General features: G+C 68.8%; 20 protein-coding genes. 13 read left to right on the forward strand and 7 right to left on the reverse strand.

The genetic code is table 11. The annotated features are described in order from the left end of the window. Window positions 1-131 precede the first annotated feature (131 nt). From typA to CRP56_RS28155, 10 genes are all read left to right on the forward strand, one after another. Window positions 132-2,039: a translational GTPase TypA gene (gene typA, locus CRP56_RS28115; protein WP_097268613.1), complete on the forward strand. Its 1,908-nt coding sequence runs from the start codon at window positions 132-134 to the stop codon at window positions 2,037-2,039. A 657-nt stretch (window positions 2,040-2,696) separates the two neighbouring features. Further along, entirely contained in the window at window positions 2,697-3,734 is a 1,038-nt protein-coding gene (locus CRP56_RS28120; protein WP_097268615.1) for an ABC transporter permease, read from the forward strand. Window positions 3,735-3,841: 107 nt separating this feature from the next. Beyond that, window positions 3,842-5,650 carry an ABC transporter substrate-binding protein gene (locus CRP56_RS28125; protein ID WP_097268618.1) on the forward strand — a complete coding sequence of 603 codons (1,809 nt, stop codon included), beginning with the start codon at window positions 3,842-3,844 and terminating at the stop codon, window positions 5,648-5,650. An 85-nt stretch (window positions 5,651-5,735) separates the two neighbouring features. Continuing rightward, complete coding sequence (locus tag CRP56_RS28130) at window positions 5,736-6,716, forward strand: ABC transporter permease (protein ID WP_097268620.1); 981 nt, start codon at window positions 5,736-5,738, stop codon at window positions 6,714-6,716. Between the two features lie 10 nt (window positions 6,717-6,726). Further along, entirely contained in the window at window positions 6,727-7,788 is a 1,062-nt protein-coding gene (locus tag CRP56_RS28135) for an ABC transporter ATP-binding protein (protein ID WP_097268623.1), read from the forward strand. A gap of 48 nt (window positions 7,789-7,836) precedes the next feature. Beyond that, entirely contained in the window at window positions 7,837-8,964 is a 1,128-nt protein-coding gene (locus tag CRP56_RS28140; RefSeq protein WP_097268626.1) for an ABC transporter ATP-binding protein, read from the forward strand. A gap of 135 nt (window positions 8,965-9,099) precedes the next feature. Next, complete coding sequence (locus CRP56_RS47730) at window positions 9,100-9,240, forward strand: hypothetical protein (protein ID WP_179851135.1); 141 nt, start codon at window positions 9,100-9,102, stop codon at window positions 9,238-9,240. A 62-nt stretch (window positions 9,241-9,302) separates the two neighbouring features. Continuing rightward, a complete protein-coding gene (locus CRP56_RS28145; RefSeq protein ID WP_179851136.1) occupies window positions 9,303-10,376 on the forward strand; it encodes a HesA/MoeB/ThiF family protein in 1,074 nt (357 codons plus the stop codon). After that, complete coding sequence (locus CRP56_RS28150) at window positions 10,364-11,578, forward strand: hypothetical protein (RefSeq protein WP_257041120.1); 1,215 nt, start codon at window positions 10,364-10,366, stop codon at window positions 11,576-11,578. Before CRP56_RS28145 ends, CRP56_RS28150 begins: the two co-directional genes overlap by 13 nt. A 66-nt stretch (window positions 11,579-11,644) precedes the next feature. Then, window positions 11,645-15,010, forward strand: coding sequence for an AfsR/SARP family transcriptional regulator (locus tag CRP56_RS28155; protein ID WP_097268628.1), 3,366 nt, complete (start codon window positions 11,645-11,647; stop codon window positions 15,008-15,010). A 64-nt stretch (window positions 15,011-15,074) separates the two neighbouring features. Here CRP56_RS28155 and CRP56_RS28160 read toward each other — a convergent pair whose 3' ends face one another. Both CRP56_RS28160 and CRP56_RS28165 read right to left on the reverse strand, forming a co-directional pair. Further along, a complete protein-coding gene (locus CRP56_RS28160) occupies window positions 15,075-15,863 on the reverse strand; it encodes an AfsR/SARP family transcriptional regulator (protein ID WP_097268631.1) in 789 nt (262 codons plus the stop codon). Between the two features lie 106 nt (window positions 15,864-15,969). Next, on the reverse strand, window positions 15,970-16,707 hold the full coding sequence (locus tag CRP56_RS28165) for a class I SAM-dependent methyltransferase (protein ID WP_097274542.1): 738 nt from the start codon (window positions 16,705-16,707) through the stop codon (window positions 15,970-15,972). 72 nt (window positions 16,708-16,779) lie between these two features. Here CRP56_RS28165 and CRP56_RS28170 point away from each other — a divergent pair, with 72 nt between their 5' ends. Beyond that, the gene (locus tag CRP56_RS28170) at window positions 16,780-17,160 is read left to right on the forward strand and encodes a VOC family protein (protein ID WP_097268634.1); all 381 of its coding nucleotides are present in this window, start codon (window positions 16,780-16,782) and stop codon (window positions 17,158-17,160) included. A 41-nt stretch (window positions 17,161-17,201) separates the two neighbouring features. Next, window positions 17,202-17,705, forward strand: coding sequence for a DinB family protein (locus CRP56_RS28175; RefSeq protein WP_097268636.1), 504 nt, complete (start codon window positions 17,202-17,204; stop codon window positions 17,703-17,705). A 141-nt stretch (window positions 17,706-17,846) separates the two neighbouring features. Here CRP56_RS28175 and CRP56_RS28180 read toward each other — a convergent pair whose 3' ends face one another. The 5 genes from CRP56_RS28180 to CRP56_RS28200 all read right to left on the reverse strand — a co-directional run bounded on the left by CRP56_RS28180 (window position 17,847) and on the right by CRP56_RS28200 (window position 23,954). Further along, the gene (locus CRP56_RS28180; RefSeq protein WP_059192525.1) at window positions 17,847-18,893 is read right to left on the reverse strand and encodes an ABC transporter ATP-binding protein; all 1,047 of its coding nucleotides are present in this window, start codon (window positions 18,891-18,893) and stop codon (window positions 17,847-17,849) included. Between the two features lie 26 nt (window positions 18,894-18,919). After that, window positions 18,920-19,954, reverse strand: coding sequence for an ABC transporter ATP-binding protein (locus CRP56_RS28185; protein WP_097268638.1), 1,035 nt, complete (start codon window positions 19,952-19,954; stop codon window positions 18,920-18,922). Window positions 19,955-20,003: 49 nt separating this feature from the next. Beyond that, window positions 20,004-20,984 (reverse strand): ABC transporter permease, encoded by a 981-nt coding sequence (locus CRP56_RS28190; RefSeq protein ID WP_097268640.1) that lies wholly within the window; start codon window positions 20,982-20,984, stop codon window positions 20,004-20,006. 101 nt (window positions 20,985-21,085) lie between these two features. Continuing rightward, window positions 21,086-22,843 (reverse strand): ABC transporter substrate-binding protein, encoded by a 1,758-nt coding sequence (locus CRP56_RS28195; RefSeq protein ID WP_097268642.1) that lies wholly within the window; start codon window positions 22,841-22,843, stop codon window positions 21,086-21,088. A gap of 76 nt (window positions 22,844-22,919) precedes the next feature. Then, window positions 22,920-23,954, reverse strand: coding sequence for an ABC transporter permease (locus tag CRP56_RS28200; protein ID WP_179851138.1), 1,035 nt, complete (start codon window positions 23,952-23,954; stop codon window positions 22,920-22,922). Window positions 23,955-24,429: 475 nt separating this feature from the next. Between CRP56_RS28200 and CRP56_RS28205 the strand changes: the two genes are divergently transcribed. Next, complete coding sequence (locus CRP56_RS28205; protein WP_097268646.1) at window positions 24,430-26,073, forward strand: peptide ABC transporter substrate-binding protein; 1,644 nt, start codon at window positions 24,430-24,432, stop codon at window positions 26,071-26,073. Window positions 26,074-26,077 lie beyond the last annotated feature (4 nt).

Genomic DNA, 26,077 nt, shown 5'->3' on the forward strand with positions numbered 1-26,077 from the left:
CCCCCGGAGGCCGCCTCTGTCAATCCCACGTACCATGGGGTGAGGCCGTGGCATGTACAGCCCGGCAGGGTCCGCGTAACACAGACGTACGCGCAGGCCCCTTCCACACCACTCCGGGAGTACGCCGCACTATGGCCACGCGCCACGACATCCGCAATGTCGCCATCGTCGCCCACGTCGACCACGGCAAGACCACCATCGTCGACGGCATGCTGAAGCAGGCCGGCGCCTTCGCCGCGCACCAGCTCGAAGGTGTCGACGACCGCATGATGGACTCGAACGACCTGGAGCGTGAGAAGGGCATCACGATCCTCGCCAAGAACACGGCGGTGAAGTACCACCCCAAGGACGGGGGTGACGTCATCACGATCAACATCATCGACACCCCCGGCCACGCCGACTTCGGCGGCGAGGTCGAGCGCGGTCTGTCGATGGTCGACGGTGTCGTCCTCCTCGTCGACGCCTCCGAGGGCCCGCTGCCGCAGACCCGCTTCGTGCTGCGCAAGGCGCTCCAGCAGCGGCTGCCCGTCATCCTGTGCATCAACAAGACGGACCGCCCGGACTCCCGTATCGACGAGGTCGTCAACGAGACGTACGACCTCTTCCTCGACCTGGACGCGGACGAGGAGCAGATCGAGTTCCCGATCGTCTACGCCTGCGGCCGTGACGGCATCGCGTCGCTGACCAAGCCGGAGAACGGCACGGTCCCGGCCGACTCCAACAGCCTGGAGCCGTTCTTCTCGACGATCCTCCAGCACATCCCGGCCCCGACCTACGACGAGGACGCGCCGCTCCAGGCGCACGTCACCAACCTGGACGCCGACAACTTCCTCGGCCGTATCGCGCTGCTCCGCGTCGAGCAGGGCGAGCTGCGCAAGGGCCAGACCGTCACGTGGATCAAGCGCGACGGCTCCATGTCCAACGTGCGCATCACCGAGCTGCTGATGACCGAGGCGCTCACCCGCAAGCCGGCCGAGGTGGCAGGACCCGGTGACATCTGCGCCGTCGCCGGTATCGCGGACATCATGATCGGCGAGACCCTCGCAGACCCCGAGAACCCGATCCCGCTCCCGCTGATCACGGTCGACGAGCCCGCGATCTCCATGACCATCGGCACCAACACCTCGCCGCTGGTCGGCCGGGGCGGCACCGGCAAGGGCGCCGACAACAAGGCGGCCGTCAAGGACCGCAAGGTCACCGCCCGCCAGGTCAAGGACCGTCTCGACCGCGAGCTGATCGGTAACGTCTCGCTGCGCGTCCTCGACACCGAGCGTCCCGACGCCTGGGAGGTCCAGGGCCGTGGTGAGCTCGCGCTCGCCATCCTGGTCGAGCAGATGCGCCGCGAGGGCTTCGAGCTGACCATCGGCAAGCCGCAGGTCGTCACCAAGGAGGTCGACGGCAAGACGTACGAGCCCGTCGAGCGCATGACGATCGACGTGCCCGAGGAGCACATGGGCGCGGTCACGCAGCTCATGGGCGTCCGCAAGGGCCGGATGGACAACATGTCCAACCACGGCTCGGGCTGGGTGCGCATGGAGTTCGTCGTGCCGTCCCGCGGTCTCATCGGCTTCCGGACCGAGTTCCTGACCCAGACCCGCGGTACGGGCATCGGGCACTCCATCCACGAGGGCTTCGAGCCCTGGTTCGGCAACCTCCAGACCCGTAACAACGGCTCCCTGGTCGCCGACCGCGCCGGTGCCGTCACCGCCTTCGCGATGACGAACCTCCAGGAGCGCGGCGTGCTCTTCACCGAGCCGGGCACCGAGGTGTACGAGGGCATGATCGTCGGCGAGAACTCGCGCTCCGACGACATGGATGTCAACATCACCAAGGAGAAGAAGCTCACGAACATGCGGTCGTCCTCGGCCGACTCGTTCGAGGCGATCGTCCCGCCGCGCAAGCTCTCCCTGGAGCAGTCGCTGGAGTTCTGCCGCGACGACGAGTGCGTGGAGGTCACCCCGGAGGCGGTTCGCATCCGCAAGGTGAACCTGGACGCCCGCGAGCGCGCCCGCGCCGCGAGCCGCGCCAAGCACGGCTGACCGACGGTCGGTTCCTGAGCCCGGGCGCCCCCATCTTGGGGGCGCCCGGGCTTTTTGCAACTCATTTTTTCGGTCAGGTGGCTGTAGAGGACCGGTGAAGGATGTCCGTAATGCGGAGATCCTCGCCCGATAGCCATGTAACACGTCCGTTTCGTGGCCTTCTTTCACCAGACAGTTTGTCCAGATTTTGGAAGATGTACGGGCCAGCTGTGACTGAATTGAGATTTAAGAACAGTGGTCGGTCCATGGCTCATGGCAGATAGTTAGCCGCGTAGCGCTCGGGTCAATGGGTCTCGCGCCGTGGGGACGGCGCCGACTCACGAGCACCAGGGGGTGCCTGACCCTCCGTCAGGGGTGTCGGAGGACAGGTGTGTACCCCCTCCTGTTGGTGAACACGTGGAGTCATGAGGAGGAGTCCCATGCGCGGTGTCACAAGCACCAGGTGGGTCACAGCGTCCGCAAGTCGCGTCAACTCCGCGCCGGCGTGCGGCGATCGGCGCTGAGGAGCTCCGCTTCCGCCCCTACGCGCGTCAGGCTGCGGCTTCTTCCGCTGCCGTGACACGCCGCTGACGCTTCTTCATGATCCGATCCGCGATCGCGCACACCCTCGTGCCGGTCGCCGGTTCGGCACACCCACACCTGTGAAATGGGCGAACTGTGACCAGTCCTATCGACATCGAAGGCGGCGGGACCTCGGTCGTCGTCGACGGCGACCAGCAGCCGAAGAGCAAGCCCGAGGAGGCCAAGCAGCTCGAAGGCCGCTCTCCCGGGCAGTTGATGTGGATCCGCTTCAAGCGCGACCGCACCGGAGTGATCTCGGCCTACGTCGTGATCTTCTTCTTCGTGGTCGGCCTCGCGGCCCCCCTGATCGCGAAGCTCTACGGCAAAGACCCGTACACGGTGTTCGCCGACGAACGCCCCGAGCTCTTCGACAGCGCGGGTGTGCCCCTGCAGCCCAACGGCGGTATCAGCGGCGAGTTCTGGTTCGGCCTGGAGCCCGGCAACGGCTACGACGTCTTCACCAAGCTGCTCTACGGCATCCGCAACTCCCTGATGATCTCGCTCGCGGTCACCGTCGCGACCGTGCTGACCGGCATCGTCCTGGGCGTCGCGGCCGGCTATCTCGGCGGCAAGCCCGACCAGTTGATCAGCCGCGTCATCGACTTCCTCCTCGCCTTCCCGTCCCAGCTGTTCTTCATCGCGAGCATGCCGGTCGTGGTCTCGCTGTTCGTGAGCCCGCGCGACGAGACGCCGGTGTACGTCCGGGTCGTCGCCCTCATCGCGGTGCAGTGGGTGCTGGGCTGGATGAGCCTCGCCCGCATCCTGCGCGGCACCACACTCGCCCTGCGAGAACGGGAGTTCATCGAGGCCGCCAAGGTCAGCGGGGCGTCGCCGACCCGGATCATCCGCAGGGAGATCCTGCCCAACGTGGTCACCCCGATCCTGGTGCAGTCGACGTACATGCTGCCCAACTTCGTGACCGCGGAGGCCGGTCTGAGCTTCCTCGGGGTCGGGATCGTCGAACCGACGCCGGACTGGGGGCAGATGTTCTCCAAGGCGTCGACCGAACTCGTGATGCAGAACGACATCACCTACATGTTCTTCCCGGGCATCTCGATGATCATCTTCATCGTGGCGTTCAACCTGCTCGGGGACTCGGTCAGGGACGCCTTCGATCCCAAGACAGCGCGCTGACCGACCAGTTGTGGGCGTCTCCGCCCGACAGTGACCGGACGGCTCCCACCGGGCCCGGTTCGCAGTTCAATTCGCAACGGTGACACAAGATGGGTGGAATCTGAGTGATGGGTAAGGGTGGACGCCACGCGTACGCCGCGCTCTCACTGCTGGCGGCGGGGGCTCTCGTGCTCACCGGCTGCAGCGAGGGTGGCAGCAAAGGCAGCGACAACAACAAGCAGGACAAGGAGAACGCGCAGCGTCAGCAGGCCGGCATCTCCTTCGGCGACGCCAAGGACTCCACGGGTCCGGCCGCCGAGCTCCCCGGCGCCAAGCCCGGCGGTACCGTCACGGTGCTCCAGCGCGACAGCTTCGCGCACCTCGACCCGGGCCAGATCTACGTCTCCGACGAGATGGCGCTCTCGCAGCTGATCCACCGTGGACTGACCGCGTACAAGGCGACCAGCGACGACGGCAAGAAGCACGAGATCGTCGGCGACCTGGCCACCGACAGCGGTACCACCACCGACGGCGGCAAGACCTGGAAGTACACGCTGAAGGACGGGATCAAGTGGGCCGACGGCTCCCCGATCACCGCCAAGGACGTCCGGCAGACCTTCGAGCGTCTCTTCGCGCCGTTCATCTCCAACGGCCCGACGTACATCCAGCAGTGGCTCGCCAACACCCCGGGCACGGAGTACCGCAAGCTCCTCCCGGACGGCCCCTACAAGGGCAAGCACCTCCCGGACAGCGTCCTGGAGACGCCGGATGACAAAACCATCGTCTTCAAGTTCAAGTCGGCCAAGCCCGACCTGCCGTACGCGCTCGCCATGGCGGGCTACTCCGTCGTGTCCGCCGCGAAGGACACCAAGGTCAAGTACGACAAGTCGCCGATGACCTCCGGTCCTTACAAGATCTCGGAGTTCAAGTCCGGCAAGACGATGACGCTGGTCAAGAACACCAACTGGGACCCGAAGACCGACGCGGTCCGGCACCAGTACGTCGACCAGTTCAACATCGAGTTCAACAAGCAGTTCGAGGACTCGACCAAGGCCATCCTGGACGACACCGGCGCCAACGCGACGGCGATCAGCTTCAGCAACCAGGTCGACGCGGGCAACCTGACCAAGGTCCTCGCCGACGCCGCGCTGAAGAACCGCACGGTCTCCGGCTACCAGCCGTACGTGGGCCAGATGAACATCAACCTGTCCCAGCCGGAGATGCAGGACAAGACGGTCCGCGAGGCCATCGCCTACGCCCTGCCGATCACGCCGTTCGTCCGTGCCTTCGGCGGCACCGACGCGATGGAGGTCGCCGGCGGTCTGATCAGCCCGACCGTCTCCGGCTACGACCCGAAGTTCGACCCGTTCGGCAAGAAGGCCAAGCCCGCGGGTGACCCGGCCAAGGCCAAGGAGCTGCTGAAGAAGGCCGGCAAGACCGGTCTGAAGCTCACCTTCGGCTACATCAACACCCCCGAGGGCCAGCAGTACTCCACCGCCATGGCGGCGGGCCTGGAGAAGGCCGGCTTCGACGTGCAGCGCCAGGAGATCCCGGCCGAGACCTACTACGACCAGGTCAGCAAGGTCAAGAACAACTACGACATCTTCCACACCGCGTGGGGTGCCGACTGGCCGAGCGCCTCGACCGTCATCCCGCCGCTGTACGACGGCCGCCAGATCCAGGACGGCTCCTCGAACTACTCGCACATCAACGACCCGAAGGTGAACGCCGACATCGACAAGGCGAACACCATCACCGACCCGATCAAGGCCGCCGAGGCCTGGAACAAGATCAACGAGTACATCGTGAAGGACGTCGTCTCCAACATCCCGACGGCGTACTACAAGCAGACCCAGATCGCCGGGTCCAAGATCGGTGGCCTCGCGTACGACGACGTCATCGGCGGCGTCGACCCGCGCAGGCTCTTCGTGAAGTAACCCGTCCAAGCGGCGTCAGGTGCGCCCCGTCCCGTGACGGGGCGCACCGCGTCCGCCCAGGCTTCGCCCGAAAGCTGCCACTGAGATGCTGCGCTTCCTCCTCCGCCGGATCCTCGGCTCATTCGTGATCCTGGTCCTGCTGACCGTGGTCGCCTTCCTGCTCTTCTTCGGCATGCCCCGCGACCCGGCGCTGCTGATGTGCGGCAAGACCTGCACGCCCGACGCGCTGGCGAACATCCACCACACGCTCGGGCTCGACAAGTCGATCCCGGAACAGTTCTGGATCTTCCTGTCCGGGCTGGTCAGCGGACGCAACGACTTCGAGCAGGGCCCCTGCCCCGCCCCGTGCTTCGGGTACTCGTACCACACCAACGAGCTGGTCTGGTCGACCCTGATGGACCGACTGCCGCTCACCCTCTCGCTCGCGGCCGGCGCCACCGTCGCCTTCCTGTTCGTCGGACTCGGCACCGGACTGCTCGCCGCCTGGAAGCGCGGCTCCTTCGTGGACAAGTCCTTCACCGCCGGGTCCATGGTGCTCAGTTCGATGCAGATCTACTTCCTGGGCCCGCTGGCGCTGGCGATCCTCGTCTACCAGACCCACATCTTCGAGGAACCGGACTACACGCCGATCACCGACAACCCCGCCGCCTGGTTCACCGGGCTGATCATCCCCTGGGCCGTGCTGTCCACGATCTTCGCCGCGCAGTACACCCGTATGGCGCGCTCCTCGATGATCGAGCAGCTCCAGGAGGAACACGTCCGCACCGCCCGGGCCAAGGGCATGAGCGGCCGCTACGTCTTCTTCCGTTACGCCTGGCGTGGTTCGCTGATCCCCATCATCACCATCCTCGGCATCGACCTCAGCTCGCTGCTCGGCGGCGCGATCATCACCGAGTACACCTTCGGACTGCCCGGCCTCGGACGGCTCGCGGTGGAGTCGGTCCAGTTCAGCGATCTGCCGCTGCTGCTCGGCGTGATGCTGTTCTCGGCCGCCGTGATCCTGCTGTGCAACATCGTCGTCGACGCCTGCTACGCCTTCATCGACCCGCGCGTGCGGCTGTCCTAGGAGCTCTGTCGTGACCACTCTGACCAAGGAGACCGGGGCACCCGTCCCGTCCGACGCGGGCACCTTCCTCTCGGTGCGCGACCTGCACGTGAGCTTCCGCACCGAGGACGGCATGGTGCGCGCCGTCGACGGACTCTCCTTCGACCTGGAGCGCGGCAAGACCCTCGGCATCGTCGGCGAGTCCGGCTCGGGCAAGTCCGTGACCAACCTGACGATCCTCGGGCTGCACAACCCGAAGTTCACCACCGTCGAGGGCGAGATCCTCCTGGAGGGCCAGGAGTTGACCACGGCCCGCGAGTCCGAGCTGGAGAAGCTGCGCGGCAACAAGGTCGCCATGATCTTCCAGGACCCGCTCACCGCGCTGTCGCCGTACTACACGGTGGGCCGGCAGATCGCCGAGCCGTTCATGAAGCACACCGGCGCCTCCAAGAAGGCCGCCTGGGACCGTGCGGTGGAGATGCTCGGCAAGGTCGGCATCCCCAACCCCAAGGAACGCGCGCAGGACTACCCGCACCAGTTCTCCGGCGGTATGCGCCAGCGCGCGATGATCGCCATGGCGCTGGTCTGCGACCCGGACCTGCTGATCGCCGACGAGCCGACCACCGCACTGGACGTGACGGTCCAGGCCCAGATCCTCGATCTCCTCAAGGACCTCCAGCAGGAGTTCGGCTCCGCGATCATCTTCATCACCCATGACCTCGGCGTCATCGCCGACATGGCCGACGACATCATGGTGATGTACGCGGGCGGCGCGATCGAACGGGGTACGACCAACGAGGTCCTGCGCTCGCCCCAACACCCGTACACCTGGGGCCTGTTGAACTCGATGCCGCGCCTGGACTCGGACCTCGCGGCCCCGCTGGCCCCCATCCCGGGCGCCCCGCCCTCGCTGCTCAACCCCCCGTCCGGCTGCCGGTTCCACCCGCGCTGCACCTTCCAGGACCGGGTCGGCGGCACGCGCTGCACCGACGAACGCCCCTTGCTGGCCCCGGACCGCGCCTCCGCCTGCCATCTCACGGCGGACCAGAAGCGGACCATCTTCATCGAAGAGATCAAGCCCAGCCTGGGCTAGTAGCCCTGCCCGGGCCATTCGTCGCCCCAGTCCTAGGAGGACACGTCAATGAAAGAGGACCTCGTCCTCCCGGCCCCGCGCGAGGCAGCCGCCGACACGTCCGGCGACCCGCTGCTGGTCGTGGAGGGGCTCACCAAGCACTTCCCGGTCAAGGGCGGTTTCCCGATCCGGCGTACGGTCGGCGCGGTGCAGGCCGTCGACGGCATCGACCTGACCGTCCACGTCGGCGAGAGCTTCGGCCTGGTCGGTGAGTCCGGCTGCGGCAAGTCGACGACCGGCCGCCTGATCACCCGGCTGCTGGAGCCGACGGCGGGGAAGATCTCGTACCGCGGCAAGGACATCACCCATGCCAGCCGCAAGGAACTGGCGCCGATCCGCTCCGAGATCCAGATGATCTTCCAGGACCCGTACTCGTCGCTGAACCCGCGGCAGACGGTCGGCAAGATCATCTCGGGTCCGATGGAGATCAACGACATCAACCCGGAGGGCGGCCGCGAGAAGCGGGTGCGCGAACTCCTGGAGATCGTCGGCCTCAACCCCGAGCACTACAACCGCTTCCCGCACGAGTTCTCCGGCGGCCAGCGCCAGCGCATCGGCGTGGCAAGGGCGTTGGCCCTCGAACCCAAGCTGATCGTGGCGGACGAGCCGGTCTCCGCCCTCGACGTCTCCATCCAGGCGCAGGTGGTCAACCTGCTCCAGAAGGTCCAGGACGAGCTGGGCATCGCGTTCCTGTTCATCGCCCACGACCTGGCGGTGGTACGGCACTTCTCGCAGCGCGTCGCGGTCATGTACCTCGGCAAGGTGATCGAGGTCGGCGACCGCGACTCCATCTACACCCGCCCCCGGCACCCCTACACCCACGCCCTGCTGTCCGCGGTGCCCGAGGTGAACCTCGCGGAGGAGACGGAGACGGGCGGGCGGGAGCGGATCCGGCTGGCCGGTGACGTGCCGTCGCCGATCTCGCCGCCGTCCGGCTGCCGGTTCCGTACGCGGTGCTGGAAGGCGCAGGACAAGTGCGCGACGGAGGAACCTCCGTTGATCCGGATCTCCGGCAACCGCGAGGGCCATCTGACGGCCTGCCACTTCCCGGAGGACCCGACGATCGAGGCGCGGGACGAGGACATCGTGCTGGATCCGGCGCTGGCGGCGCTGGAGGAGGGGCTGAACGACGACTAGGCGCCGTGCGAAAGGCCGGTGAAAGACCGGCGAAAGACCGGAGAAAGACCCCTGTCCGAGGCTGGGTCGCAGAAGGGGGACGGCCGTCACCGACGGCCGGCCGCCGCATCCGATCCATTGGAAGGGGAGAGCACCGTGGAGCACACCACCCACGCCGAGACACTCGGCGACCAGGGCACGCTCGGCAACTCCGAGGCGCCGCAGCAGCCCGAGTTCATCGAGGTCCGGCTGCTGGACAAGATCGAGACGATCCAGAACAAGCAGATCGACACCTGACAACGGCAGACCCCGGCGGCGGCTCGCACCGCCGCCGGGGTCGTTTTTCGAAGGAGACGATCGTGCAGCTGCCACGGATCAAGGCGGAGCACACCCCGCATCGCTTCGACGACGGAACCCTCCGGCTCGGCGGCGGGGTCTACGGAGTCGCGGCGGAGATCACCGATCCGCACGGCTGGGTCTGGGACGCGCTCACCCTGCTCGACGGCGCCACACCGCCGGACCGGATCGAGCGCACCCTCGCGGACAGCCACCCCGCGCTGGGTCCCGAAGGCGCCCGGCGGCTGCTCGCCGAACTGCTGGACACCGGCTATGTCGAGGACGCCGCCGCCCCTCCTCCGGACGGCCTCACCGATCGCGAGCGCGAGCGGTACAGCAGGAACCACACCTACTTCCGGTACATCGACCTGCGCCCCGGTGTCGACGCCTGGTCCTCCCAACTGCGCCTCAAACAGGCCCGCGTGACCGTGCTGGGCGTCGGTGGCTCGGGCAGCCACGCCGCGTGGGCGCTGGCCGCCGCCGGGGTGGGCGACCTGCATCTGGTGGACCCCGACGTGGTGGAGGAGTCCAACCTCAGCCGGCAGGTGCTCTACACCGAGGCCGACCTCGGCCGCCCCAAGGCGGAGACGGCGGCCCGCCGCCTCGCCGCCGTGAACTCGGCGGGCCGCTTCACCCACGAGAGTCTGCGCGCCGACACCGAGGCCGCGCTCACCGAACTCGTGCGGGACCGGGACGTCTTCGTGCTGTGCGCGGACGAGCCCCGCGGCGACCTCATCCGGAAGATGACGAACCGGGTCTGCGCGACCCTGGGCGTGCCGTGGGTGTCCGCCGGCTACAGCGGCCCCCTGGCGACGGTCGGGGTGTACGCACCCGAGGGCCCCTGCTTCGAGTGCGTCGGCGCCGGCGAGGAGGCCAAGCTCAAACCCGGGTGGACCCCGCACCTGGGCACCGCCGGTGCGTTCGCCCCGGCCGCCGGGATCTCGGGACAGCTCATCGCCCACGAGGCCATCGCTCTGCTCACCGGCACCGGTGCCACCCCGCCCGGCTATGTGCGCGGGGTGAACCTGATCGCGCCCGACCAGCATGTCTTCGTACGGCACCCGGCCCGGCCCGAGTGCCCGTTGTGCGGGCCGTGACGGCCGCCGCGCCGCCGGAGCCGGACCCCACGGTCGTCCTGTATCCGCTGGAGATGCGGCAGGACCGGGACGAGTGGATCGTCGGACGGCAGGGCAACGACCAGGTCATCGCCCTGCCCGAGATCGGCGTCGCCGCGCTCCGGCTGCTCGCCGAGGGACGCACCGTGGGCCAGACCCGCGGCACGCTGCGCCAGGACACCGGCCGTGACCTCGATGTCGAGGCGTTCGCCGAGTCGCTGGCCGCCGCCGGTCTGGTCGCCGCGATCGGCACCCGGCGCTTCGAGACCGCGCCGGTCCCGGTCTCCCTGCCCCGGCTGCGGCAACACCACGTCCGCTGGGTGCTCTCTCCCGTTCTGCACTTCGCCGTCCTCGCCGTCCCCGTGGCCGGACTCGTGGCCGTCGTGCTGCGCGGGCGCGGCATGCCTTCCTGGGACGACCTGGTGTGGGCGCGCCTGGGCACCGTCAACCTTCTCGTGCAGTCGCTCGCCGCCTGGTGTCTGATCGGCCTGCACGAACTGGCGCACCTGGTGACCGCGCGGGCCGCCGGAGTGGCCGGACGGGTGCGGCTCGGCACCCGTCTGCAGTTCCTGGTGGCGCAGACCGAGGTGTCCGGGATCTGGCTCAAGGGCCGCCGCGCGCGGCTCACCGTGTATCTGTCCGGGCTCGCCGTGGACGCCGCGGTATGGGGCGGCTGTCTGCTCGCCCTCGCGGCCGGTGCCGACTCGCCCCTGCTGCCGGTCGTCGCGATGACCCTGGTCACCTCCTTCGCCAACCAGTGCCTGGTCTTCATGCGCACCGACCTCTACTTCGTCGCCCAGGACCTGACCGGGTGCCGCAACCTCTACGGCGACGCCGGCGCCTGGCTCCGCCACCTCGGGGCCAGGCTCCTGGGCCGGGCGAGCCGCGACCCGCTGGCCGGGCGGCGACCCGGTGAACGGCGGATGCTGAAGGCGTACGCGGCGGGCGCGGTGGCGGGCTCGATCGCCTGTGTCTTCGTCGGGCTGCGGCTGCTGCTGGACGTCACCTGGCCGCTGCTGGCCCGCTCCGGCCACCGACTGCTGACCGACACCGACCCTCTGCTGCGGCTCGACGCCCTCGTCACGGTGCTGCTGCTGACGGGGCTTCAGCTGCTGTGGGCCCGGTTGTGGTGGCGTCGGCACGGGCCGCGGGTGCGTGGGGCGGTGCGTGCCGTACGGCGATGAAGCCGGTCAATTCCGGGGGGCCGGGCGGGCGTTGCTTGCCCGACAGCCCTGGATTACGTTCTGTGAATGCACACCCCCCGGCTTTGCTTTCGAGTACTCGGCCCGCTGGAAGTCGAGATCGAAGGGCAGCCCGCCGCACTCACCGGACGGCAACGCGCGCTGTGCACCGCGCTCCTGCTCCACGCCAACCACGTGGTCTCCGTCGACCGCCTGATCGACTTCCTGTGGGACAGCCGCCCACCCGGAGCGGGCGCCGCGCGGGTGCGCGCCCTCGTCGCCGAGGTCCGCCGGGTCCTCGGCCCGCTCGGCCCCAGCCTGCTGACCACGCGCCGGCCCGGCTACGTCATGCACGCCCGCCCCGGCGAACTCGACCTGCTCACCTTCGAGCAGCTCGTCGAGGACGGCTCGCGTGCCGCGGCGAACGGCGACTGGGACACCGTGCGCCACCACGCCGAGCAGGCCCTCGGCCTGTGGCGGGGCGAGCCGCTGACCGACCTGCCGGAGGCCCCCGTCAGCGAGGCGGAACGACGACGGCTCGGCGAACTGCATCTCGTCGCCCGGGAGAGCGCGGCCGAGGCGGACCTGGAGACCGGCCGTCACCGGCAGGCCGTCGCCGAACTCCTCCGCCTCACCACCGCCCACCCCCTGCGCGAACGCCCGCACGCCCTGCTGATGCGGGCGCTCCAGGCCGACGGGCGGCCCGCCGAGGCGCTCCAGGTGTACGCCGAGCTGCGCCGCCGCATGGTCGACGAGCTCGCTCTGGAACCCTCGGACGACCTGCGCACCCTGCACCGGCAGCTGCTGGCCGGCGGTTCCCCGCCCACCGTGCCGGACGTGCGCCGTCCGCCCGCCGCCCCGGAACGGCCCAAGCGCCGGGTGCCACGCCAACTCCCGCCCGTGCCCCGGCGATTCATCGGCCGCGAAGCCGAACTGCGGCTCCTGGACTCCGTTCTTCGTACCGCCGAACCGCTCGCCCTGATCGTCGGCCCGGCCGGCGTCGGCAAGAGCGCCCTCGCCCTGCACTGGGCCCACCGGGTCGCCGACCGGTTCCCCGACGGACAGCTCTTCCTCGACCTGCGGGGCTTCGACGACGCCGAACCCATGGGCCCCGAGGAAGCGCTGCCCCTGCTGTTGCAGGGCCTCGGCTGCGGCCCGCGGGACATCCCGCTCGGCACCGAGGCGCAGACCGCCCTGTACCGGACCCTGCTGGCGGACCGCCGGGTCCTCGTCGTCCTGGACGACGCGGCGGACCCCGCGACGGTACGGCTGCTGCGGCCCGCGTCCGCCGGGTCCCTGACCCTGGTGACCAGCCGCGACAAGCTCAGCGGACTGGTCACCCTCGACGGCGCGTACCGGGTGGCGTGCGACGTCCTGGACCGCACCGGCGCCCTGGAGCTGATCAGCGCCGTGGTCGGCGCCGAGGCTGTCGACGCCGATCCGGCGGCCGCCGCCGAACTGGTCGAGCTCTGCGACCGCCTGCCGCTGGCCCTGTGCGTGGCCGGTTCATGGATCGGCGGCAGCCCCGGCGGCATCCGCAGCTACGTCCGCGACCTCGCCGACCGGGGCCGGCTGGCCCGGCTGCATGTCGAGGGCGAGGAGAGCATCGCCGTACGCGCCGCCCTCGACATGTCGTACGGCGCTCTCCCGGACGCCGCCCGGCGCGCCTTCCGGCGGCTGGGTGTGCTCCCCGGCACCGGGCGCTCGCTCCGCGCGGCCGCCGCGGCCGCGCACACCGACGAGGCCGCGGCGACCGACCTGCTGCGGCTGGCCCAGCGGGTGCACCTGCTGCACGACGCCGGTCCCGGCCGCACCGCCTGGCACGACCTCGTCCACGAATACGCCCGCGACCGCACGGCCGCCGAGGACATGGCCGCCGAACGCGCCGCGGCCGTCGAGCGGCTCCTCGACCACTACCTGCAGAGCGTCGTCAGCGCGGCCAGGACGGCGGGCCTGTACGTCATGCGGGACCGCCCCGACGCCCTCGACGGCTCGCTGCCGCGGGAGTTCCGCACGACGGAGGAGGCGTACGACTGGTTCGACGCCGAGTGGGACGACATCGCGGCGGCCATCGGCCATGCCGCCGAGCACGGCCCCGCCCGGTTCGCGTGGGCCCTGGTCGACGCCTTGCAGGACCTGTTCCACCACCGGCGCCCGCTCGCCGACTGGATGCGGCTGGCCCTGCTGGCCCGGGCGGCCGCCGAACGCGACGGAGATCTGCGCGGCCAGGTCGCGATGCATGTGTCGGTGGGCCACGCCCGCTGGCGCAACGGGGATCTGCGCGGTGCCCTGGCCGAGTACGAACAGGCCGAGGAACGCGCGCGCAGGGCCGACTGGACCCACGGCGAGGCCGTCGCGCTCCAGGGCGCGGCCGTCACCCTGAAACTGCTCGGCGAACCCCTGCGGGCCCTGCCCCGCTACCGGCGCGCCCTTGCCCTGTACCGCACACTGGGAGAGGTCAGGAGCGAGGAGGTCATGCTGATCAACATGGCCTCGCTGAACCTGGCCCTGGGCCGCACCGACGCGGCCGAGGAGGCGGCCGGCGCCGCACTCGCCCTGATCGGCGACACCGCGGACCACCACCGGGCGTTGGCCCTGGTCAACCTCGCCCTGACCCGGCAGAAGCAGGCCCGGTTCGCCGAGGCGGAGGCCGCGCTGCGCACCTGCTTCCTCGTCTGCCGTGACTCCGGGTCCACCTACGCCGAGGCGGTCGCCCTGGAGACCCTGGGCCGGGTACGGGCCGACGCGGGCCAGGACGAACGCGCGCGGTCGGCCTACGAGGACGCGCTCGCCATCTCGCTGCGGGCGGAGAACCGCAACTGCCAGGTCGACTCCCTGGTGGGGCTGGCGGCACTGAAGCTACGGGCCGGCTGGGCGGACGAGGCGGCCGGCCATCTCGACGCCGCGTTCGAGATCGCCGAACGGACCGGGCATCGTACGGGCCACATCGAGATCCTGGTGGAACGCGCCGCCGTCGCCCGCGCGGCCGGCCTCCCGGGCGTGGCCCTGGACCATCTGGACAGCGCCGCCCGCCTGGCCGTCGACGGCAGCCCGCTCACGCTTCCCCGGGTCCAGGTGGCCGCCGCGGTGATCCGGCTGGGGAACGGCGACCTGGCCGGCGCGCTGGACATGGCCGAGGCGGCGGTCGCGCTGGCCCGCGACTCCGGCCAGCGCCTGATCCACGCCCGAGCGGCGCTGGCACTGGCCGCCGCGCAGGAGGCCCGGGGCGACGGCGAGCCGACCGCGGCGACGCGGGCGCGGGCCGCCGCCCTGTTCGACGCGATCGGCACCCCGGAACCAGTCCGCGCGGCGCTGCACGGACCACCCCCCGGTCCCGTACGACCCCGGCCCGCGGCCCCGCACCGAGAGCTGCCCCTGGACGCGGAGTCCCGGCTCGACCTGTACCTGCACGAGCACTTCACGGAGGTCGGCTGATGCGGCATCGACGGGGCTGTCCCGGTCGAGGCGGCTGTCGGTGCGGATGTCAGGGGTGCGGATGTCAGTGAGGTGCCGCCGTAGGGGCGGCGGCCGGGACGAGTTCCGGGTCCCGGGCCAGGATCCGCTCGCGCAGCGCACGCAGTTCGGGACCCGGCTCGCACCCCAGCAGATCGACCATCCGCAGGCGCAGCAGGTCGAAGCAGTCCAGCGCGTCCGCCTGCCGGCCGACCTGATGGAGAGCGAGCATGAGCAGACCGGTGACCTTCTCGTCGAAGGGGTGCATGTCCGCCAGCCGGCTCAACCGCCGCAGGCACTCCTCGACCCGCCCGGACCGCAGACCGAGTTCGGCGCTGCCGACGAGCGCCTCCCGGTGCTCGCGCCGCAACGCCACCCGGGCCGTCTCCGCCCAGGGTGTGCGCACATCGGACAGCGGCTCGCCCCGCCACAGCTCCAGGGCCTGGGTGAACAGATCAAGCGCGCGTTCGATGCCTCCGTCCCTGGCGCTGAGCCGGGCCTCCCGTACGAGGTTGCGGAACCGCATGGTGTCCACGCTCTGCTCGTCGATGACGAGGACGTATCCGCCCCGCCTGCGGGACAGCTCGAAGGCCTCGTCGCCCTGGCCGACGCCGCCCAGCGCCTTGCGCAGCCGCGTGGCCTGGATGTAGAGCGCCTCGCGCGGATGCTGGGGCAGCCGTTCGGGCCACACGCGCTCCGCCAGGACCTCGTCGGCCACGAAGGTGCCCGGAGACCAGGCCAGGGCGGCCAGCAGAAGTTTCGTGCCGTGCGCGAGCGGCACCCGTTCGCCGGTGCGGACACGTGCCTCCACGCATCCGAGCAGTTGTATGTCCATGGTGCCCCCGTATCCGGAACCACTGAGGCCACCACTGTGCCGGGCCGCTGTTCGGCTCCCGCACGGATCCCGCACGGCCGCCGAACAGCGGCCCGGCGCCGGGGCGTCAGCGGTGTCCGGCGACGGTGACGATCTCGGGGCTCGCGGCGCTGACCGGCCCCCGCCCCCAGTCGCCGTACCGCTCCACGACCGTCAGGCCGGCTTCGGCCAGGAGGCGCTCGATGCCGTACGGGTCGAGGAGCCGGAGCGTGGTGGTGCTGATCTGGGGACGGTCCCAGCGGACGCCCTCATAGGTCTCGGTGAAGGTGACCCGGTCGCCGACGACGGGGTAGGGGACCTCCCGCCACATCCACGCGACCGACCCTTCGGCGTCGGCGCCCTCGCGGATCTGCTCGGGGCCCCAGCCCTCCCACACCCGGGCGGCAGGATTCATCGCGTCGAACACGAACCGTCCGCCGGCGCGCAGCGCGTCCCGGACGGCGTGCAGGGCCTGTCGTACGTCGTCGTCCGTGACGAGAGCCTGAAAAGCGTGCCCGGTCATGACGACGAGGTCGAACTCCCCGTGCCAGAAGTGCGAACGCAGATCTCCGAGCACCCACTCCACCCGCGGCTCCCGCCGCCGCGCCTGTACGAGCATGGCGGCGGCCGGATCGACCCCCACGAGCCGCCCGCGATGCCCCACGGCCCGTGCCCGGGCGAGCAGCCGCCCGGTGCCGCAGCCGACGTCGAGGACGGCGCCGGCGTCCCGGACGAGGTGGGCGTAGAAGTCGTCGCCCGGGCCCCATGGGTGCAGGGAGTCGTACAGCGCGGCGAGCGAGAGATCCGCGAACGAGCGATCGACCATCGCGGCAGTGTCCCACACCTTACTGAACGGCGTGACAGGATCAGGCCTCCATCACCTTGGAGGGAGCGGGAGTTGTTGCACCACGTCGAGCTGTGGGTGCCGGACCTGGAGCGGGCGGTGACGTCCTGGGGCTGGCTGCTGGAGCGGCTGGGCTGGGAGCCGTACCAGAACTGGTCGGCGGGACGCAGTTGGCGCACGGGGGAGACGTACGTCGTCGTGGAACAGTCCCCGGCGCTGACGGGCGACCACCACGACCGCATGCGCCCCGGCCTGAACCACTTGGCGTTCCATGTGCCGAGCCGTACGGAGTTGGACGCGCTGGTGACAGAGGCGCCGGGGCACGGCTGGACCCTCCTCTTCCCGGACCGGCATCCGTACGCGGGCGGGGCGGAGCACTACGCGGCGTATCTGGAGGACGGGGACGGATTCGAGGTCGAGCTGGTCGCTCGCTAAAGCATTCGACAGCGGAATCTCGGCCGGGAATCATGCTCCCGATGACTCGAACCGATACACCTGCCGCCTGGGACGAACGCACCCAGCTCACCACCTTCCTCGACTACACCCGGGCCACGGCGCTGGCCAAGTGCGAGGACGTCTCCGCGGAGAACGCCGTGAAGGCCCCGCTGCCGGGCTCCCCGCTCATGACCCTGTCCGGCCTGATCAACCATCTCCGCTGGGTGGAGTACTGGTGGTTCCAGGTCGTGTTCCTCGGCGAGGAGGACGAGGGCCCCTGGACGGACGAGGACCCGGACCGCGAGATGCGGATCGCGGTCGACATGCCGCTGGCGGACGTCCTGCGCGACTACGAGGAACAGTCCGCCCGCTACCGCGAGTTGGTCGCGACCCACGACCTCGACACCCAGGCGAAACGCCCGATCCGCGACGGCCGCCACCCCGACCTCCGCTGGATCCTCCTCCACCTGATCGAGGAAACGGCGCGGCACAACGGGCACTTGGACATCGTGCGGGAGCTGGTGGACGGGACGACCGGGGTGTGAAGCTCCGGGACAGCAGCACAAAGGCCCGCGCCTGGGTGGGCGCGGGCCTTCGTCTCCCCTGGAAGCGGACGTTCGCGGGCTCGGGTCAATGGGCCTGAAAGTCCGGTCCCGGTAGGGGGCGGCTGACGGTAAAGGGGTGTGTCAGGCCGCCGCCTGGGGGTCCTTGGAGAGACGAGGGGCCGGAATGGTTCCCTCCGTCTCCGGGTAGTGGCACGCCGTCAGGTGGCCCGGCTTGTTGCCCTCGACCTGGACCAGCGGGGGCGCCTCGGTCGCGCACTTCTCCGTCGCCTTCCAGCAGCGGGTGCGGAAGCGGCAGCCCGACGGCGGGTTCAGCGGGGAGGGGACGTCGCCCTGGAGGCGGATGCGCTCGCGGGCCGGGGTCTCGTCCACCGTCGCCTCGGGCACCGCCGACAGCAGCGCCTTGGTGTAGGGGTGGCGCGGGTTGCCGTAGAGGTCGTCGCGGTCGGCGATCTCCACGATCTTGCCGAGGTACATGACCGCGACGCGCTGCGAGAAGTGCCGTACCACCGCCAGGTCGTGGGCGATGAAGACGAACGCGATGCCCAGTTCCTGCTGGACCTTCTGGAGCAGGTTGACCACCTGCGCCTGGATCGAGACGTCCAGGGCCGACACCGGCTCGTCCGCCACGATCAGCTTCGGCTCCAGGGCCAACGCCCTTGCCACGCCGATGCGCTGGCGCTGGCCGCCGGAGAACTCGTGCGGGAAGCGGTTGTAGTGCTCGGGGTTGAGGCCGACGATCTCCAGGAGTTCGCGGACCCGCTTCTCGCGGCCGCCCTCCGGGTTGATGTCGTTGATCTCCATCGGACCCGAGATGATCTTGCCGACCGTCTGGCGGGGGTTCAGGGACGCGTACGGGTCCTGGAAGATCATCTGGATCTCGGAGCGGACCGGCGCCAGCTCCTTGCGGCCCGCGTGCGTGATGTCCTGCCCGCGGTAGGAGATCTTGCCGCCGGTGGGCTCCAGGAGGCGCGTGATCAGGCGGCCGGTCGTGGACTTGCCGCAGCCGGACTCGCCGACCAGGCCGAGGGCCTCGCCCTCGTTCACCTGGAAGTCGAGGCCGTCGACGGCCTGCACCGCGCCGACCGTACGCCGGATCGGGAAACCGCCCTTGACCGGGAAGTGCTTCGTCAGGCCGGTGACGTCCAGGAGGGGGTTCGTGTTGCTCATGATGGTGAAGTCCCGTCTCAGTTACGTCAGTGCCGGGTCGCGGCGAGGTCGGCGAAGAATTCCTGGCGCTGGTCCAGCGTGAGGTGGCAGGCGGAACCCCGGCCGGCCTCGACCTTCAGCAGCGGGCGCTCGGTGGAGCACAGCCCGCCGGGGACCTTCTCGGCGAAGGTGCAGCGCGGGTGGAAGCGGCAGCCGGAGGGCGGGTTGAGGAGCGAGGGCGGCGAGCCGGGGATCGGCGACAGCGGTACGTCGACCGGGCCGTCCAGGCTCGGCATCGAGCTCAGCAGGCCGACCGTGTAGGGGTGCTGCGGCGTACGCAGCACCTCCTCCTTCGTGCCCCGCTCCACACACCGGCCGCCGTACATCACCAGCACGTCGTCCGCGATGTCGGCGATGACACCGAGGTCGTGGGTGATGAAGATGATCGCGGTGCCGAACTCCTGCTGGAGGTCCTTGAGCAGGTCCATGATCTGGGCCTGGACCGTCACGTCGAGCGCGGTGGTCGGCTCGTCGGCGATCAGCAGCTCGGGGTCGCAGACCAGCGCCATGGCGATCATCGCGCGCTGGCGCATACCGCCGGAGAACTGGTGCGGGTAGTCGTCCACCCGCATGTCCGGCTGCGGGATGCCGACGCGCCGCAGCATCTCGATCGCCCGCTTGCGGGCCTCCGACTTGGAGGCACCGGTGTGCTTGCGGTACGTCTCACCGATCTGCTTGCCGATGGTGTGGTACGGCGACAGCGAGGCCAGGGCGTCCTGGAAGATCATCGCCATCTTGTTGCCGCGCAGCTTCTCCAGCTCGGACTCGCGAGCCGTGGTGAGCTCCTTGCCGTCGAGCAGGATCTCGCCGTCGATCGCGGTGCGGTGCCGGTCGTGCAGGCCCAGGATCGTCAGGTTGGTGACGGACTTGCCGGAGCCGGACTCGCCCACGATGCCGAGGGTCTTGCCCTTTTCGAGGTCGAAGGAGAGACCGTCGACGGCCTTGACGATGCCGTCCTCGGTGGAGAAGTGGACTTTCAGGTCCCTGACGGAGAGGAAGGCCTGCTGATCGGTGCTCGTCACGGGGACGCTCCTGGGGGTCATGCCGGGGGGTAGCTGGAGGGGGACCGGATCAGGCGAGCCGGATACGCGGGTCGATGAGGGCGTAGACGGCGTCCACGATGATGTTGGCGAAGACGATGCCGGCCGCCGCGATGATGGTGACGCCGAGCAGCATGGGCAGGTCGCTGTTGTCCACCGAACGGACGGCGAGCGCGCCGAGACCCTGGATGCTGAACGTCTGCTCGGTGATGATCGCGCCGCCGATCAGGGTGCCCAGGTCGATGCCGAAGATGGTGACGATCGGGCCCATCGCGCCGCGCCAGGCGAAGCGGAAGAAGACCGAGGAGCGGGACAGGCCCTTCGCCCGTGCCGTACGCACGTAGTCCTCGCTGAGCTGTTCCACCAGCTGCGAGCGGGTCATACGCGTGTAGTTGGCCGTGAAGATGATCGACAGCACCAGCCACGGCAGCAGCAGACCCGAGAACCAGGCGCCGGGGTTCTCACTGAACGGCGTGTACGACGGCTGGTCCAGGAGGTGCAGCTGGGTCACGAAGAAGAACATCGCGATGTAGCCGACGAAGTAGATCTGCATCGACGAGCCGATGAGCGAGAAGGAGCTCGCGGCCTTGTCGAGGAACTTGCCCTGCTTGACCGCGGCCAGCATGCCGGTGCCGACACCGATGATCAGGAAGAAGAAGGCGCCGCCGATGGCGAGCGAGATGGTGGTGGGCATCCGCCCCATGATCGTGTCGTACACGTTCACGTTGTTGCTGAACGAGTAGCCGAAGCAGGGCGCGTCACAGTGCCCGATGCCCACGTAGTCCCGGCCCACGAAGATGGCCTGGAGCCAGTGCCAGTACTGCACCGGCATGGGGTCGGCGATCCCGAGGTTCTGCCGCACCTGTGCCAGCAGGGAGTCGGGGCAGACCTTGCCGCACGCCATACGCGCCGGGTCGCGGGGGATGGCGTAGAAGAGGAAGAAGGTGACGGCGCTGATGATCAGCAGAATCACGAGTGCGCCGAGCACTCGGCGGACCAGGAAACGGAACATGGGGTGAGACTTTCCGGACGGGGCGCCGTCGCCGGGGTGTGGGGAGCGGGCTAGGACGGGGCCGGGGCGGCGGTCGGTCGGACCGCCGCCCCGGGAAAGCGTCAGGCCTTCGCGAAGACCTTGCCGATGGCGACGCAGGTGTCACCGGCGTTGTAGACCACGCCGCCGACCTTGGAACCGTAGAAGTAGTTACGGATCGGGTTGTAGTCGGGCACGCAGGCCGCGAGCGTCATGATCTGCTTGTCGATCGCGCCCCAGGCCGCGTTGGCCTTGTCCGCGTCGGTGATGGCGGTGGCCGCGGCGATCGCCTTGTTGACGCTGGTGTCGTTCAGCTGCGACCAGTTGACGCCACCGTCGGCGATCTGGCTGCCGTCCCAGCAGGGCTGGATGACGGCGTAACCGGCCGGCCAGTCCGGGCCCCAGCCCGCGGCGAACAGGTCGAAGCCGTTGTCCAGCTGACCGATCTCGGAGTAGAAGGTGGTCTTGTCGACCTGCTTGGTCACCACGTCGAAGCCCGCCTTGGTGAGGGCGTTCTTGATGGTGACGGCCTCCTTGACGGCGCGGTCGGACTGCTGGAAGGCGATGACCAGCTTCTGGCCCTCCTTGCCGGCTTCCTTCAGCAGCGCCTTGGCCTTCTCCGGGTCACCGGTCGGCTTGGTCTTCTTGCCGTACAGGTCGAAGTCCTCGTGACCCGGGGTCAGCGGGGAGATGATCGTGGTCGCGGTCGCGGTGACCTGCGAGCCACCACGCTGCTGCTTCAGCTGCTGCGCCGGCCACGCCCAGTTGATCGCCTGACGGACCTTGACGTCCTTGATCCGGGTCATGTTGATCGGGAAGTAGTAGCACGTCGTGTCGACCTGGGTCAGCACCCGCTGCTTCAGCGTGGCGTCACCGAGCACCTTGGTGACACGCTCGGGGGCGACCTCGTTCAGCAGGGACAGCGCGTACTGGTCGTTGCCCGAGTCGGCGATGTAGCGGTCCGTGGAGGCCAGGGACTGGAAGCCGAACTGCATGACGACCTTGTCCGGGTAGCCGTTGCGGCACGGGTCCAGGCTGGCGTCCCAGTGCTCGTTGCGCACGAGCGTGAGGGACTTGTCGATGCTGCGGGACTCGATCTTGTACGGGCCGCAGGAGAACGGACGCTGGTCGTACTTCTTCTTCGTGTCCTTGGCCTTGGGCACGATCGAGTAGCCGCGCATGGCGAGCATGAACGGGAAGTCGGCGTGCGCCTCCTTCAGACGGAAGGTGACGGTGTTGCCGTCCGTCTCGATGGAGGAGAGGTGCTTGCCCTCGTAGGGGCCCTTGTACTTGTCGGCGCCGGCGAGCCAGTTCTGCGGGTAGCGGGGGCCCTCGGTGACGAAGTCGGCGAAGAGACGCTCGAAGGTGTGGCGGACGTCGTCGATCGAGACGGTCGAGCCGTCCTCCCACTTCACGCCGTCCTTCAGCGTGAAGGACCAGGTCTTGCCGCCGTCCTTGACGGTGCCGGCGTCGGTGGCGAGGTCGCCGACCAGGGTGGTGTTGCCCTTGGAGTCGACGCGGTAGCCGGTCAGACCACGCAGGAACAGGACCGAACCGGCGCCCGTGTACGACGAGTAGATCTGCGCCGGGTCCAGGTGGTCGTAGTCGATCTGGTCGAGGGTGTAGATCGTGCCGCCCTTACGAGCGCCCGGCATCTCCGGGGCGGGGCCCTTGGAGTCGGTGGCGGTGCCGACGGCGATCTTGGCGGCCTTGCCCTTCTCGACCGAGGGAGCCTTGCTGCCGGCGCCGCCGGCGTTGCCGCTGCTGCAAGCGCTCAGAACGGTGGAGGCACCCGCCGCCACACCGGTGGCGATCAGGAAGTTTCTGCGGGAAAAGGACATGGCCTACCTGCCTGGTTGAGATGAATGAGAGAGACGTGCTGCCAGCAGCCGGACGACGATGACCGGGCCGGGGGACTCAGCGCTTGGACTTCGGGTCGAGTGCGTCGCGCACCGAATCGCCGAGAAGGTTGAACGCCAGGACGAAGATGATCATCGAGACGCCCGGGAAGATCATGAAGGTGATGTCGTCCGTGTAGAACTGCGCACCGCGCTGGATCATCACGCCCCAGTCCGGGGTCGGGTCCTGGATGCCGACGCCGAGGAAGGCGAGGCCGGCCTCAGCGGTCACGAACGCCGGGAGGGCGAGCGTGGACTGGATGAGGATCGGCGTCCACAGGTTGGGGAGCAGTTCCTTGAAGATGATCCGGCCCGGGGAGGCACCGGTGACCTTGGCCGCCTCGACGAACTCGCGCTCGCGCAGGGCCAGCACCTGGCCGCGCAGCAGTCGTGCGATGGAGGCCCAGCCGAAGGCCGTCAGCGCGATGACGAGGCAGACGCCGCGCCCCCAGGCGGGGATCTCCTCGTCGGCGGCCCAGAAAAGGCCGTACACGACGGGGGTGAAGGCGATGAAGAAGAGCGTGGAGGGGAACGACAGCACGATGTCGATGATCCGGCTGACGAGGTAGTCCGTCTTGCCGCCCAGGTAGCCGGCGGAGATGCCGACGATCACGCCGATGACCGTGACCAGAATCGTGGTGATCGTGGCGATCATCAGCGAGGTGCGGATGCCGTAGAGCAGGAACGTGAAGACGTCGCGGCCCATCTGCGGCTCCAGGCCGAACCAGAAGTTGGCGTCGATGCCGCCGTTGGGCTTGACGGGGTAGCCGGCCTCGTTGAAGAGGGTCCCGACCGGGGCGTCCTGCCCGTACTGGTCGTACGGGTTCTTCCCGTACAGCTTGGCTATGAGCGGAGCGGCGACGGCGATCGCGAAGAAGAAGATCACGATGTACGCCGATATGACGCCCGTACGGTCGCGCTTGAACCGGCGCCAGGCAAGCTGCCCGGGAGACCGGCTTTCGTTGGCCTTCGGAGAGGGAGAAGTGATCGACTTCTCGGCGCTCTCTTCGGTCACCTCGAGCGGGGCAGCCGCCGATGGAGTTGGGGGGGTCATGGTGCTCCTGGCCCAAGGGAGGGTCTGATGACTCCGCAGGGCACTCCCCTACGGGCTACGCCGGACTTTTTCAACGCAATTCATTCAAGGTCAATAAATTCTCGGTCGACTTGGGTTTCTCTTTACTTTCTTTGCCTTCGCTTGACCATTCTGTAGCTACGCGTGTAGCGCCTCGTGATCGATCCGTGTTTTACATCGGACCAACTTCCCCAATCGGGCAATGAGTTCGATATACGGACGGCGGCGTGCCGAAATCCGTACATAGGAGGGTCGCAATCCAACGGTTCTGCATCGGATGGTGAAGATCCATTGCGTCCTACACGCAAGATCCACTGTCGCAGAGGTCGGACGTTCCCCGGAGCCACCCGGGAGGTCTCCACCCGTTCCCCTAAAGGGCTCAATACGTGTGCGGTTTGCCTGATTTACGTCGATATTTGCCGTTAACGGATCAGCGCAGTCAATCAGGAGGCACTCCATGCGTGGAGCCACGCACGCCAAGTGGGCCGCATGCGCGGCGGCGGTAGCCCTCGCGGCGACGGCCTGCGGAGGTGGGGACAGCGACAGCGGCGGCAGTGGCAGTGGCGACGGCAGCGCGACGCTCAGCGCTTCCTGGGGCGACCCGCAGAACCCGCTGGAGCCGGCCAACACCAACGAGGTGCAGGGCGGCAAGGTGCTCGACATGATCTTCCGGTCCCTGAAGAGGTACAACCCGGAGACCGGCAAGGCCGAGGACATGCTCGCCGACAAGATCGAGACGAGCGACTCGCAGAACTTCACCGTCACCGTCAAGGACGGCTGGACCTTCTCCAACGGCGAGAAGGTCACCGCGAAGTCGTTCGTGGACGCCTGGAACTACGGCGCCAGCCTCAAGAACAACCAGAAGAACGCGTACTTCTTCGGCTACATCGACGGCTACGACAAGGTCCACCCCGAGGACGGCAGCAAGCAGACCGCCCAGACCCTCTCCGGGCTGAAGGTCACCGGCGACCTGACCTTCACCGTCAAGCTCAGCCAGAAGTTCTCGACCTTCCCCGACACCCTCGGCTACCCGGCCTACGCCCCGCTCCCGCAGGCCTTCTTCACCGACCACGCCGGCTGGCTGAAGAAGCCGGTCGGCAACGGCCCGTACGTCATCGACTCGTACACCAAGGGCTCGCAGATGAGCCTGAAGAAGTGGGACGGCTACCACGGGGCCGACAAGGCGCAGAACGGCGGCGTGACCCTCAAGGTCTACACCGACAACAACACCGCCTACACCGACCTCATGGCCGGCAACCTCGACCTCGTCGACGACGTGCCCGCCGCCCAGCTCAAGAACGTCAAGGCCGACCTCGGCGACCGCTACCTCAACACCCCGGCCGGCATCATCCAGACCCTCGCCTTCCCGTTCTACGACAAGAACTGGAACAAGCCCGGGATGGAGAAGGTGCGCACGGGGCTGTCCCGGGCCATCAACCGGGACCAGATCACCAAGACCATCTTCAACGACACCCGCACCCCCGCCAGCGACTGGACCTCCCCGGTCCTCGGCGAGGCCGGCGGCTTCAAGGAAGGTTTGTGCGGCGACGCCTGTGAATACGACGCCGCCGCGGCCAAGAAGCTGATCGAGGAGGGCGGCGGCCTCCCCGGCGGCCAGGTCAAGATCACGTACAACGCGGACACCGGCTCCCACAAGCAGTGGGTCGACGCGGTCTGCAACTCCATCAACAACGCGCTCGGCAACGACAAGGCCTGCGTCGGCAACCCGGTCGGCACCTTCGCCGACTACCGCAACCAGATCACCGAGAAGAAGATGAGCGGCCCCTTCCGGGCCGGCTGGCAGATGGACTACCCGCTCATCCAGAACTTCCTCCAGCCGCTGTACTACACCAACGCCTCCTCCAACGACGGCAAGTGGTCCAACAAGGACTTCGACAAGCTCGTCGACGAGGCCAACGCCGAGACCGACACGGCCAAGGCCGTCTCCACGTTCCAGGACGCGGAGAAGGTGCTGCGGGACAACATGGGCGCGATCCCGCTCTGGTACCAGAACGGCAGCGCGGGCTACTCGGAGCGGCTGTCCAACGTCAAGCTCAACCCGTTCAGCGTCCCGGTCTACAACGAGATCAAGGTCAGCTGACCCG

It is taken from the genome of Streptomyces sp. TLI_55 (assembly GCF_900206255.1).
Lineage (GTDB): Bacteria > Actinomycetota > Actinomycetes > Streptomycetales > Streptomycetaceae > Streptomyces > Streptomyces aquilus.